The 12,822-nt window shown below is 56.0% G+C and carries 12 protein-coding genes and 1 other annotated feature; of the genes, 6 read left to right on the top strand and 6 right to left on the bottom strand.

The window, feature by feature from the left end; translation table 11 throughout:
- Positions 1–317: 317 nt before the first annotated feature.
- The 3 genes from clpB to rluD form a co-directional block, all read right to left on the bottom strand.
- Positions 318–2,891 (bottom strand): ATP-dependent chaperone ClpB, encoded by a 2,574-nt coding sequence (gene clpB, locus KB892_RS04875; protein ID WP_004150973.1) that lies wholly within the window; start codon positions 2,889–2,891, stop codon positions 318–320.
- A gap of 129 nt (positions 2,892–3,020) precedes the next feature.
- A complete protein-coding gene (yfiH, locus tag KB892_RS04870) occupies positions 3,021–3,752 on the bottom strand; it encodes a purine nucleoside phosphorylase YfiH (protein ID WP_002914109.1) in 732 nt (243 codons plus the stop codon).
- A complete protein-coding gene (gene rluD / locus KB892_RS04865; protein ID WP_002914110.1) occupies positions 3,749–4,729 on the bottom strand; it encodes a 23S rRNA pseudouridine(1911/1915/1917) synthase RluD in 981 nt (326 codons plus the stop codon). The genes yfiH and rluD overlap by 4 nt, the downstream gene beginning before the upstream one ends.
- A 131-nt stretch (positions 4,730–4,860) precedes the next feature.
- Here rluD and bamD point away from each other — a divergent pair, with 131 nt between their 5' ends.
- From bamD to pheA, 4 genes are all read left to right on the top strand, one after another.
- Positions 4,861–5,598, top strand: a complete 738-nt coding sequence (gene bamD, locus KB892_RS04860) for an outer membrane protein assembly factor BamD (protein WP_004145664.1) — start codon at positions 4,861–4,863, stop codon at positions 5,596–5,598.
- 270 nt (positions 5,599–5,868) lie between these two features.
- On the top strand, positions 5,869–6,204 hold the full coding sequence (gene raiA / locus KB892_RS04855; RefSeq protein ID WP_002914111.1) for a ribosome-associated translation inhibitor RaiA: 336 nt from the start codon (positions 5,869–5,871) through the stop codon (positions 6,202–6,204).
- Positions 6,205–6,309: 105 nt separating this feature from the next.
- Positions 6,310–6,434: a sequence feature (Phe leader region), on the top strand.
- Positions 6,311–6,358 (top strand): pheA operon leader peptide PheL, encoded by a 48-nt coding sequence (pheL, locus tag KB892_RS04850; RefSeq protein ID WP_100250063.1) that lies wholly within the window; start codon positions 6,311–6,313, stop codon positions 6,356–6,358. Its footprint overlaps the feature before it by 48 nt.
- 24 nt (positions 6,435–6,458) lie before the next feature.
- On the top strand, positions 6,459–7,619 hold the full coding sequence (pheA, locus tag KB892_RS04845) for a bifunctional chorismate mutase/prephenate dehydratase (RefSeq protein ID WP_004150975.1): 1,161 nt from the start codon (positions 6,459–6,461) through the stop codon (positions 7,617–7,619).
- Here pheA and KB892_RS04840 read toward each other — a convergent pair.
- From KB892_RS04840 to aroF, 3 genes are all read right to left on the bottom strand, one after another.
- Positions 7,616–8,488 (bottom strand): SMP-30/gluconolactonase/LRE family protein, encoded by an 873-nt coding sequence (locus KB892_RS04840; protein WP_002914112.1) that lies wholly within the window; start codon positions 8,486–8,488, stop codon positions 7,616–7,618. The genes pheA and KB892_RS04840 overlap by 4 nt on opposite strands.
- Positions 8,489–8,550: 62 nt before the next feature.
- Positions 8,551–9,672, bottom strand: coding sequence for a bifunctional chorismate mutase/prephenate dehydrogenase (gene tyrA, locus KB892_RS04835; RefSeq protein WP_002914113.1), 1,122 nt, complete (start codon positions 9,670–9,672; stop codon positions 8,551–8,553).
- Between the two features lie 9 nt (positions 9,673–9,681).
- On the bottom strand, positions 9,682–10,752 hold the full coding sequence (gene aroF / locus KB892_RS04830) for a 3-deoxy-7-phosphoheptulonate synthase AroF (RefSeq protein ID WP_002914114.1): 1,071 nt from the start codon (positions 10,750–10,752) through the stop codon (positions 9,682–9,684).
- 342 nt (positions 10,753–11,094) lie between these two features.
- Between aroF and KB892_RS04825 the strand changes: the two genes are divergently transcribed.
- Positions 11,095–11,604 carry a regulatory sequestration protein YfiR gene (locus KB892_RS04825; protein ID WP_004174804.1) on the top strand — a complete coding sequence of 170 codons (510 nt, stop codon included), beginning with the start codon at positions 11,095–11,097 and terminating at the stop codon, positions 11,602–11,604.
- Positions 11,597–12,820 (top strand): diguanylate cyclase DgcN/YfiN, encoded by a 1,224-nt coding sequence (dgcN, locus tag KB892_RS04820; protein ID WP_002914116.1) that lies wholly within the window; start codon positions 11,597–11,599, stop codon positions 12,818–12,820. Before KB892_RS04825 ends, dgcN begins: the two co-directional genes overlap by 8 nt.
- Positions 12,821–12,822: the final 2 nt, after the last annotated feature.

Here is a 12,822-nt window from a genome sequence, read left to right as displayed (position 1 = left end):
CGACGCGCTTTAGCGCTCTGTCGCGAGGTCCCGTATAATACGTTTTCCTCATTCAGAGTCAAGCGCTTATTTTGCTTTCCTCTGTCGGCTTTCAACGTCGATTTCCGTCGTTGAATCCTCCTGGCCCGGCGGCTTGTTTGCCGTTGTTCCGTGTCAGTGGAGGCGCATTATAGGGGGTAATTCTGAAGTGACAAGGATAAATTCAAAAAAAGAATTCAACCGCTCACTTTTCAACCAAATCAGGTATTGAGCTTTAATTCTTGCCTGGTTTTTAAACAAAAACGAGCCCGCTGGGCCCGTTTTTGTCGTTTTGTGATTTACTGCACTGCCACAATGCGGTCGTCTTTTACTACCAGCTCGATGGTTTTACCCGGAACCAGCTCACCGGAAAGGATCTGCTGGGCTAACGGGTTCTCAATCTGCTGCTGAATAGCACGTTTCAATGGCCGCGCGCCGTATACCGGATCGTAACCATTGGCGCTCAGCAGCTTCAGCGCCTCATCGGACATCTGCACTTCATATCCGCGCTCTTCCAGACGTTTATACAGACGCTGCAGCTGGATCTGGGCAATAGAGGCAATATGTTTCTCGCCCAGCGGATGGAAGACCACCACTTCGTCGATACGGTTGATGAACTCCGGACGGAAGTTCTGGCTGACTACCCCCAGCACCAGGTCCTTCATATGTCCGTAGTCCAGCTCGCCGAACCGTTCCTGAATCAGATCGGAACCGAGGTTCGAGGTCATGATGACTACCGTATTACGGAAGTCGACCGTTCTCCCCTGCCCGTCGGTGAGACGCCCGTCGTCGAGTACCTGCAGCAGAATGTTGAACACATCCGGGTGCGCTTTTTCCACTTCATCCAGCAGGATGACGGAATAAGGACGACGGCGCACCGCCTCGGTCAGGTAACCTCCCTCTTCATAGCCGACGTATCCCGGAGGCGCACCGACCAGACGCGAGACGGAGTGTTTCTCCATAAACTCGGACATATCGATACGCACCATCGCGTCGTCGCTGTCGAACATAAAGTTAGCCAGCGTTTTACACAGCTCGGTTTTACCGACCCCGGTTGGACCGAGGAACAGGAACGAACCAATCGGCCGGTTCGGATCGGACAGCCCGGCGCGGCTGCGGCGAATGGCGTTGGATACCGCTTCAACCGCCTCATCCTGGCCAATCACCCGATGATGCAGCTCCTGCTCCATACGCAGCAGTTTGTCGCGCTCGCTTTCCATCATGCGGGAGACCGGGATACCGGTCCAGCGGGCCAGCACTTCGGCGATTTCAGCATCCGTCACTTTATTACGCAGCAGACGCATGGTTTTCCCTTCGGACTGAGTGGCCGCCGCCAGCTGTTTCTCCAGTTCCGGAATTTTGCCGTACTGCAGCTCGGACATCCGCGCCAGATCGCCGACGCGGCGCGCCTGTTCGATGGCGATTTTCGCCTGCTCCAGCTCAGCTTTGATGGTCTGGGTGCCGGAGAGCGACGCTTTTTCCGCTTTCCACTCTTCTTCCAGCACCGAGTACTGCCGTTCTTTATCCGCCAGCTCCTCGTTGAGCATATCAAGACGCTTCAGGCTCGCCTCATCAGACTCTTTCTTCAGCGCCTGCTGTTCCAGTTTCAGCTGGATAATACGCCGATCGAGGCGGTCCAGCTCTTCCGGTTTGGAGTCAATCTGCATACGGATGCTGGATGCCGCCTCATCGATGAGGTCGATGGCTTTATCCGGCAGCTGACGGTCGGCAATATAGCGATGCGATAAGGTCGCCGCCGCCACGATAGCCGGGTCAGTGATCTGCACGTGGTGGTGCAGCTCATAACGTTCTTTCAGACCGCGCAGAATCGCGATGGTATCTTCTACCGAAGGCTCGGCGACGAACACTTTCTGGAAGCGACGTTCCAGCGCGGCGTCTTTTTCGATGTACTGACGGTATTCATCAAGCGTCGTCGCCCCGACGCAGTGCAGTTCACCACGCGCCAGCGCCGGCTTCAGCATATTACCCGCATCCATCGCGCCGTCGGCTTTACCAGCGCCCACCATGGTATGCAGTTCGTCGATAAACAGAATGACGTTGCCTTCCTGTTTTGACAGGTCGGTCAGCACGCCTTTCAGACGCTCTTCAAACTCACCGCGGTATTTCGCCCCGGCCACCAGCGCCCCCATATCCAGCGCCAATACCCGACGGCCTTTCAGCCCTTCTGGTACTTCGCCGTTGACGATACGCTGCGCCAGGCCTTCGACGATTGCCGTTTTACCCACCCCGGGTTCACCGATCAGCACCGGGTTGTTTTTGGTACGACGCTGCAGTACCTGAATGGTACGGCGAATCTCTTCATCACGGCCGATCACCGGATCCAGCTTGCCCTGCTCGGCACGCTCGGTGAGATCGACGGTAAATTTCTTCAATGCCTGACGTTGGTCTTCGGCACCCTGATCGTTCACGCTTTCCCCTCCGCGCATTTGTTCAATCGCCTGAGTCACGTTGGCGGTTGTTGCTCCGGCGGATTTTAAAAGGTCGGTCAGCGTACCGCGTGATTCAAGCGCCGCCAGAACGAACAGTTCCGACGAAATAAAGTTGTCCTTTTTCTTTTGCGCCAGCTTGTCGCAAAGGTTGAGGATCCGCACTAAATCCTGAGAAGGTTGCACATCGCCGCCGGTGCCTTCCACCTGCGGTAAACGGCTCAAGGCCTGTTCGATGTCAGTGCGCAGTTTCCCGGCATTCACGCCCGCCGAGGTTAATAAAGGACGTACCGATCCCCCTTCCTGATTCAGCAAGGCGCTCATTAAATGAAGAGGTTCGATGAATTGGTTGTCGTGCCCGAGTGCGAGCGACTGGGCATCGGCAAGAGCAAGCTGGAATTTATTGGTAAGACGATCCAGACGCATAACTCCTCCCATAAACAGGTCAAATTTGCTACTGGAGATTAAATGAGGTCATCCCTCAATTATTCAAGGTTAAAGACCCGAACTATGTGAAAAATAAGTTTGCCTTCTGGATCGTCTTGATTCTCTAGGTTATATCAGCCAAATGAAACTTGCCATACGACCGGTGGTCTTGTCGCGCCGGTAAGAGAAAAAATCATCCTTTTCGCTTAGCGTGCAGCGATCGCCGCCGAAAATCAGCTCAACGCCGACGTTTGCCAGACGCTGCCGCGCCAGTTGGTAGATATCAGCAAAATATTTTTCGCCTGCCGGACGAAAAGCCCGGTGCGCATTCTTGTCCTTCGCCATAAAGGCATCCCGGACTTCCGGTCCCACCTCAAACGCCTGCGGACCGATGGCGGGCCCCAGCCACGCCATAATATTTTCGGCTTTATCGGCGAAACGAGCAACCGTCGCTTCCAGAACCCCTTCGCATAAGCCGCGCCATCCCGCGTGCGCCGCGGCGACTTCGGTGCCGTCGCGGTTACAGAACAGCACCGGCAGGCAGTCAGCGGTCATCACCGCGCAGACGGTCCCTGGCGTACGACTATAAGAAGCATCCGCGCGTTTCGACGGATAGGGTCCGCCGTCCAGCGTCAGAACCTCGGTGCCATGGACCTGCTCCAGCCAAACCGGGTAAGACGGCAAGCCGCCGGCGGCAAACATCCGCCGCCGGTTTTCTTCGACATCCTGCAGATTGTCGCCGCAATGGGCGCCCAGGTTGAGCGAGTCATAGGGCGGCAGACTCACGCCGCCGATGCGGGTAGAACTACAGGCCGCCACGCTGCCGGGCATTGGCCACTGCGGTACAATCAGTTTCGTCATAACCAGTCAATATCGTCCTTATGGGCTTCAAAATCGGCGCGCATCGCCTCGATGAGCTCGACCATATCCTGCGGGATGGGCGCGTGCCACTCCATTTCAATGCCGGAGATCGGGTGATACAGGCGCAGCATGGTGGCATGCAGCGCCTGGCGGTCGAATTTACGCAGCGCGGTGATGAACTCCTCCGACGCGCCCTTCGGCGGACGCGGCCGGCCGCCATAGACCTGGTCACCCACCAGCGGATGGGTGATATGCGACATATGCACGCGGATCTGATGTGTACGACCGGTTTCCAGACGCAGACGCAGGCGGGTATGGATGCGGAAATGTTCCATAATGCGGTAGTGGGTCACCGCCGGTTTGCCCATCGGATGCACCGCCATATGGGTACGCTTGGTCGGGTGACGGCTGATCGGCTCTTCCACTGTGCCACCGGCGGTCATATGACCGATCGCCACCGCTTCGTATTCACGGGTGATCTCGCGCAACTGCAGCGACTCCACCAGCCGGGTTTGCGCCGGAATGGTTTTCGCCACCACCATCAGACCGGTGGTGTCTTTATCCAGACGATGAACAATACCCGCGCGCGGCACATCGGCAATAGGCGGATAGTAGTGCAGCAGCGCATTCAGCACAGTACCGTCAGGGTTGCCCGCGCCAGGATGTACAACCAGATCGCGCGGTTTATTGATCACGATGATGTCATCATCTTCGTAAACGATATTGAGCGGAATATCCTGCGGCTGGAAGCGCGCCTCTTCTTCGATTTCCACATCGATAGCGATGCGTTCTCCCCCCAGCACTTTTTCTTTCGGTTTATCGCCAATGGTGCCATTGACTAATACGCGTTGGTCGAGGATCCATTCTTTTATCCGCGATCGCGAATAATCAGGGAACAATTCGGCCAAAGCCTGATCTAAGCGTTGACCGAGTTGATTTTCGGTCACCGTTGCGGTGAGTTGTACTCGTTGTGCCATATACAGCTTCTTCGTTTAACGTTGGGTTTTACGGCTTTGCCGTTTAATATAGTGTGCTATTGTAGCTGGTCTTAATCGGGAGCAGGAACAGAGATTCTCCCGCATAAACATTTTGAGGAAGTCAAAACGTCATGACGCGCATGAAATACCTGGTGGCAGCCGCCACACTGAGCCTGGCTTTGGTGGGTTGCTCCGGCTCTAAGGAAGAGGTGCCTGATAATCCGCCGAATGAAATCTACGCGACCGCCCAGCAAAAACTGCAGGACGGTAACTGGAAACAGGCGATAACGCAACTGGAAGCGTTGGATAATCGTTATCCATTCGGCCCTTATTCCCAACAGGTACAGCTGGATCTGATTTATGCGTATTATAAAAACGCCGATCTTCCTCTGGCTCAGGCGGCTATCGATCGCTTCATGCGTTTGAACCCCACCCATCCGAACATCGACTATGTCATCTATATGCGCGGCCTGACCAACATGGCCCTGGATGACAGCGCCCTGCAGGGCTTCTTCGGCGTTGATCGCTCCGACCGCGATCCGCAGCACGCGCGCGATGCCTTCAATGACTTCTCCAAACTGGTGCGTGGTTATCCGAACAGCCAGTACGCCACTGACGCCTATAAACGCATGGTGTTCCTGAAAGATCGTCTGGCCAAATATGAGCTGTCGGTCGTGGATTACTACACCGATCGTGGCGCATGGGTTGCCGTGGTTAACCGTGTGGAAGGGATGATGCGTAATTATCCGGATACCCAGGCCACCCGCGATGCCCTGCCGAAGATGGAAAACGCCTATCGTCAGATGCAAATGAACGCTCAGGCGGACAAAGTCGCGAAGATTATCGCCGCGAACAGCAAGAACACCTGAGCCTGACTCATCGATCGCAAACGGCAGCCACTGGCTGCCGTTTTTTTATACGTTTCCCGGCAAGCTGAAGCGGTTTAGCGCCGGGTTAACTCATCAAATATGGCCTGCTTTATCGGGTTCGACAAGTAAAATCTCACTTCTTCCTGCCCTGTCTCACAAAATGAATTTGTTGACAAAAAGTGACAATAAAATGTGATTTAGATCACACATTTTGACATTGGGAAAGGTATGCTGGATTCACCAAGACGGGAAAGACAAGAGGTAAAATTTATGACAATGAACATTACCAGTAAACAAATGGAAATTACTCCGGCAATCCGCCAGCATGTCGCAGACCGTCTCGCCAAACTGGATAAGTGGCAAACTCATTTAATCAACCCGCACATCATTCTGTCTAAGGAGCCGCAGGGTTTTATCGCTGATGCAACCATCAACACGCCAAACGGCCATCTGGTTGCCAGTGCGCGTCATGAAGATATGTACGCCGCCATTAACGAATTGATCAACAAGCTGGAACGGCAGCTCAATAAAGTGCAACACAAAGGGGAAGCCCGCCGCGCCGCGACGTCGGTGAAAGAGGCAGGCTTTGTGGAAGAAGAAGAGTAATCCTTAACTTAAGTTGTGTCATGCCACGCGCCTTCGGGCGCGTTTTTTATTGACAGAGTGAAAACAGTACAGGTACTGTAATCCCCACTACCTAAAGGAATTTACCATGAAACTTGTCCCGTTCTTCTTCGCATTCTTTTTTACCTTCCCCTGACCGGGAGGCAATTCGTCGTATAAGAAAGAATGCGAAGACGAACAATAAGGCCTCCCACCCGGGAGGCCTTTTTTATTTGATAACAACAAAGGCAACATCTATGACCGAGGAAAACCCATTACTGGCGCTGCGCGATAAGATAAGCGCCCTGGACGAGAAGCTGCTTGCTCTGCTGGCGGAGCGCCGCGGACTGGCTGTTGAGGTTGGAAAAGCCAAACTGGCCTCCCATCGTCCGGTGCGTGATATTGACCGCGAACGCGATCTGCTGGAGCGCCTGATGACTATCGGCAAGCGCCATAATCTGGATGCGCACTATATCACCCGCCTGTTCCAGCTGATTATCGAAGACTCTGTTCTTACCCAGCAAACCCTGCTGCAGCAGCATCTGAATAAAATTAACCCGCATTCGGCCCGCGTGGCGTTCCTCGGTCCCAAGGGCTCTTACTCGCATCTGGCGGCGCGTCAGTACGCCGCTCGCCACTTTGAGCAGTTTATTGAGAGCGGCTGCGCGAAGTTCGCCGATATTTTTAATCAGGTAGAAACCGGCCAGGCCGATTACGCGGTGGTGCCGATTGAAAACACCAGCTCCGGCGGGATCAACGACGTCTACGATCTGCTGCAGCACACCAGCCTGTCGATCGTTGGCGAGCTGACGATCCCTATCGATCATTGCGTACTGGTGAGCACCTCGACGGATGCCGATAAAATTCAGACCGTTTACAGCCATCCGCAGCCGTTCCAGCAGTGCAGCCAATACCTGAGCCGCTACCCGCACTGGAAGATTGAGTATACCGAGAGCACCTCGGCGGCAATGGAAAAAGTGGCGCAGGCGAACTCCCCGGCCGTCGCGGCCCTGGGTAGCGAAGCGGGCGGCGCTCTGTATGGTCTGCAGGTGCTGGAGCACTGCCAGGCCAACCAGACGCAGAACATCACGCGCTTCCTCGTCCTGGCGCGCAAAGCGGTGAACGTCTCCGACCAGGTGCCGGCCAAGACCACGCTGTTAATGGCGACCGGTCAGCAGGCGGGCGCCCTGGTGGAAGCCCTGCTGGTGCTGCGCAACCACAATCTGATCATGACCAAACTGGAATCCCGCCCGATCCACGGCAATCCCTGGGAAGAGATGTTTTATCTCGATATTCAGGCCAACCTGGATTCGCTGCCCATGCGCAAGGCGCTGAAGGAGCTGGCGGATATCACCCGCTCCATGAAGGTCCTCGGCTGCTACCCTAGCGAAAACGTGGTCCCGGTGGATCCGGTTTAACATTCGCGGAACGGTAATTTCTTCATCCCTGCCACCGCTACCGGCAGGGTGAAGATGGCGCCTGACAGCGGATACTGCGCCAGCTCATCGTCCTCCATGTTTTCCCGGGTGGTGGTGATATAGAGCGTTTTCATATCCGCCCCGCCGAAGCAGACCATCGTCGGGCAACGAACCGGCATCGGGTAGGATTCCAGCTCCTCGCCCAGCGGCGAGAAACGGGCGATCCGCCAGCCGTCAAACATTGCGCTCCAGTAACATCCCTCCACGTCGATCGCCGCCCCGTCAGGGATCCCTTCGCCAGGCTGAAAACGGCGAAAGACTTCGCGTCGGCCAGGCTCACCCTGCTCATCCAGCGGCGTACGGTAGATCACGGCGTTCGGCGTATCAGAGGTATACATCCAGCGCCGGTCGGCGCTAAAGGCCAGGCCATTGGCGCCATGGATGTCACACTGGATCACTTTCGGCTGCAGGTCGTTATCCACTCGCATCAGCAGCGCGCCGTTGTAATCCCCAGGCCCCCAGAAGGTACCGGCATAAAAGCGCCCATCGCGATCGGTCCCGCCGTCGTTAAACCGCGCCAGCTCCGGGTTGCTCGGGTTATCGCAGACTTTCCGCCGCAGCAGGCCGTGGGCGTCGGTCAGCCAGATGCCGCTGCGCAATGCAACGATAAACCCGCCCTTCTCGCGCAGGGCAAAACAGCCGACCTCCTCTGGAAACTGCAGCACCTGGTGTTCTCCGCTGCGGATATCGTAGCGGTGAATTTCACATTCCATGATATCAGCCCAGTAGAGGGCCTGCTCTGCCTCGCTCCAGGTCGGGCATTCCGGCAGGTATCCGGTGTAGTCAAACAGCGGTTGTGGTTCAGCCATCGTTGTCATCCCTATAAAAAAAGCCAGCGGTCGCTGGCTTTATTGTATACATCTTTTTCGCTTTACTGCCGATTATCGTTCGCCTGACGCAGCAGCGTGCGGCTCTCGCTCTGGAAACGCTGAGCGTAATCGCCAAACCAGTGTTCGACTTTACGGAAGCTGTCGATAAACGCCTGCTTATCGCCCTGCTCCAGCAGGCCGATCGCTTCGCCGAAACGCTGGTAGTAGCGCTTAATCAGCGCCAGGTTGTTTTCCGATGACATAATAATATCGGCGTACAGCTGCGGATCCTGGGCAAACAGACGGCCTACCATCGCCAGCTCCAGTCGGTAAATGGGTGACGAGAGCGCCAGCAGTTGCTCAAGACGTACATTCTCTTCCGCCAGGTGCAGGCCATAGGCGAAGGTGGCAAAGTGGCGCAGCGCCTGAATAAAGGCCATGTTCTGATCGTGCTCAACGGCGCTGATGCGGTGCAGCCGCGCGCCCCAAACCTGGATTTGTTCGAGGAACCACTGATAGGCCTCCGGCTGGCGGCCATCACAATAGACCACCACCTGCTTCGCCAGGCTGCCGCTGTCCGGACCGAACATCGGGTGCAGGCCAAGAACCGGGCCCTGATGCGCCGCCAGCATCGCCTGCAGCGGCTCCGCTTTCACCGAGGCAAGGTCAACCAGAATGCAATCCGCCGGAAGGGGCGGCAGCCTGCCGATCGTCTCCACGGTGGTGTGAATCGGTACGCTGACGATAACCATGCCGGCATCGGCGACGATATCCGCCGCCCGGGCCCAATCGTTTTTTTCCAGAATACGCACCTGGTAGCCGGACAGCGTTAACATCTTCTCAAACAGACGCCCCATCTGCCCACCGCCGCCGACGATGACCACTGGCCGCAGATTCGGCTGCAGGGTTTTGAAGCCTTTGTCGTTTTCGCTGGAATAGGATTCCCGCATCACGCGACGCAGAACGTCCTCGATCAGATCCGGTGGTACGCCGAGCGCAGCCGCCTCTTCACGTCGGGAGGCGAGCATCGCCGACTCGCGCTCCGGGACGTAAATCGGCAGGCCATACTGGCTCTTCACCTCGCCGACTTCGGCCACCAGCTCCAGACGCTTAGCCAGCAGGCTAAGCAACGCTTTATCCACTTCATCAATTTGATCGCGTAACGCGGTCAGTTCAGCAACCATACTTTCCTCTTAAACCAAACGGGCCGCCAGGTGGCCGCGGAGATCCTTATCCAGTTCACGCAGCAGCGCCTCGGTAGTCTCCCAGCTGATGCAGGCATCCGTCACCGAGACGCCGTATTTCATCGCCTCACGCGGCTGTTCAGAGGACTGATTGCCTTCGTGGATATTACTTTCGATCATCAGGCCGATAATGGAGCGGTTGCCATCTTTGATCTGCGCGACCACGGATTCAGCCACGGCCGGCTGGCGGCGGAAATCTTTATTGGAGTTCCCATGACTGCAATCTACCATCAGCGACGGCTTCAGTCCCGCCTGCGCCATCTCTTTTTCGCATTTCGCCACATCTTCCGGACCGTAGTTCGGCGCCTTGCCGCCGCGGAGGATCACATGGCCGTTCGGATTACCCTGCGTTTGCAGCAGGCAGACCTGCCCGGCCTGGTTGATGCCGACGAAACGGTGCGGCATCGCCGCGGCGCGCATGGCGTTGATGGCCGTAGCCAGGCTACCGTCGGTACCGTTTTTAAAGCCGACCGGCATCGACAGGCCAGAGGCCATTTCGCGGTGCGTTTGTGATTCCGTGGTACGCGCGCCGATAGCGGACCAGCTGAACAGATCCCCGAGGTACTGCGGGCTGTTGGGATCCAGCGCTTCCGTCGCCAGCGGCAGTCCCATATTGACGAGCTCGACCAGCAGACGACGCGCAATCTTCAGGCCGCCTTCAACATCAAACGAACCATCCATGTGCGGATCGTTAATCAGCCCCTTCCAGCCGACGGTGGTACGGGGTTTTTCAAAATAGACGCGCATCACCAGGTAGAGGCTATCGCTGACCTCTGCGGCAAGGGCTTTAAACCGACGAGCATATTCAATCGCGGCTTCCGGATCGTGAATGGAGCAAGGACCACATACCACCAGCAGGCGCGGATCGCGACCGGCGATGATATCCGAAATGGTCTGACGGGCGTGCGCGATCTGCGCTTCCTGCTCGACGCTCAGCGGGAATTCCGCCTTCAGTTGCTCCGGGGTCATTAATACATGTTCGTCGGTAATATGTACGTTGTTCAGCGCGTCTTTTTGCATGATTGCGATCCTGTGTAGCTCGTTTGCGATAAGGGTTGCCTCAGAGGGCATGACGTAACGATACCACACAAAGTAAAGAATTCAATCCATATTCCGTAAATTTTAATTTACACCAACGAATTAATTGCCACTCACAATGGCGCGATGCGTATAACAATATTTACACATAGAAAAAACAAGCCAAACTTGCGCACCCACGGTATCGGTACTACGAAAAATCCTGGTGAGAATTGTCCCAAAGCAAAGGGCGCATCTAATGACGGGTTTTATTAACAGTGGTATTCTTCGCCGGGCATCGGCAGCGGCTTTTCCCGCGCTATGGCGACTTTGACGGAAGCGTTAATGACAGTATTACACCGTCTTTTATTGACTGTATTTTTTCTCATCGCGGTATCTCCTGTTTTTGCTGCCGGACCTTCAGAACATGTTCGCGCTATTGTTTCCGGGATCGTGACCTACACCCGTTGGCCGTCATTAACAGGAGCGCCAAAGCTGTGCATTTTTGCCTCATCACGCTTCACCCATAGCCTGGCTCATGAAGATCCGGATGCATTACCCTATCAACCGGTGATAGTACGTAATCGTGAAGAAGCGTTAAAAACGACCTGCGATGGTTTTTATTTTGGCAGCGAATCGCCGACTGAACAGTCAGAACTCACTCGCCGCTATGGCCCGAGGCCGCTGTTACTCATCGCAGAACAAAATACGGATTGTTCAATTGGTAGCGCGTTTTGCCTGATCATCAATGACGACCGGGTCCGCTTCTCCGTTAATCTGGACGTTCTGACGCACAGCGGGGTTCGGGTTAACCCGGACGTTCTGATGCTTGCCCGGAAGAAACCACATGAATAAGGACTTTTCACAGACTCCGCGCCCGACTTTCAAACGCGCGCTCCGTCGCATTAGCGTGATAAGCGTGGTGATCTCCATGACGCTGGTCTGGCTGCTGCTAAGTACAGCCTCAATCTTCACGCTCAAGCAGTACGCGCAGAAAAATCTTGAGCTCACTGCCGCGACCATGGGGCGCAGCCTCGAAGCCGCCCTGGTGTTTGGCGACAGCGCGGCGGCAGAGGAGACCCTCGCGTCGTTGGGCAAGCAAGGGCAGATCTCCCAGGCAATCGTGCTAAACGGCCAGATGCAGCACTTCGCCGCGTGGCGCCATGAACCGCTGGCCAATAAAGAGCAAGTGAGCGGGCTTATCAGTAAATGGCTGTTTCCGGAGCCCACGGTGCAGCCCATCTGGCACCAGGGCAAACAAATCGGCGAGCTGAGATTGACCGCGCTTGATGAACTGATTAGCCACTTTCTCGGTATCTCGATTCTGGTGCTGACCGGCAGCATTCTGCTCGCCTCGTTCATCGCCCTGCTGCTGACCCACTCCCTACACCGGGGGATCGTCGCCGCCCTGCAGAGCATCACTGAGGTCGTGCATGATATACGTGAAAACCGCCACTTCTCCCGGCGGGTGCCGGAGGAGCGTATCGAGGAGTTCCATCTTTTCGCCCAGGACTTTAACAGCCTGCTGGGGGAAATGGAGGACTGGCAGCGCCAGCTGCAGGCCAAAAACGCGCAGCTGTTGCGCAGTTCGTTACACGATCCGTTGACCGGCCTGGCTAACCGCGCCGCCTTTCGTAACGCGCTCGCCGAGCTGATGCAGAATGAAGTCGATCATCAAACCTCGGCATTGCTGTTTCTTGATGGCGATAATTTCAAACTGATTAACGACAACTGGGGGCATGCGGCGGGCGATAAAGTGCTGATGGAGGTCGCCAGCCGCCTGATGACTTTTGCCGGTAAACGCCATCTGGCGTGGCGTCTTGGCGGCGATGAGTTTGCCGTTCTGCTGCGCGAGGTGCGCTCGGAAGCAGAAGTGCAGGCCCTGTGCCAGGCGCTAACGGAACAATTTCTTCCGCCATTCAACCTGCACAACGGTCATAGCGCCACGCTCTCGCTGAGCGTCGGTTATGCCCTGGCGTGGGAGCACGCCACCGCGGAATCACTGCAAGAACTTGCCGATCAGAATATGTATCGGATGAAAAACCAACGTATCCAGCAGACGCTGAAATAATA

The organism is Klebsiella sp. P1927 (genome assembly GCF_018204675.1).
Classification (GTDB): domain Bacteria; phylum Pseudomonadota; class Gammaproteobacteria; order Enterobacterales; family Enterobacteriaceae; genus Klebsiella; species Klebsiella pneumoniae.
Note: the sequence above shows the minus strand (reverse complement) of the source record. Positions and strands in the feature narration are given on the sequence as shown.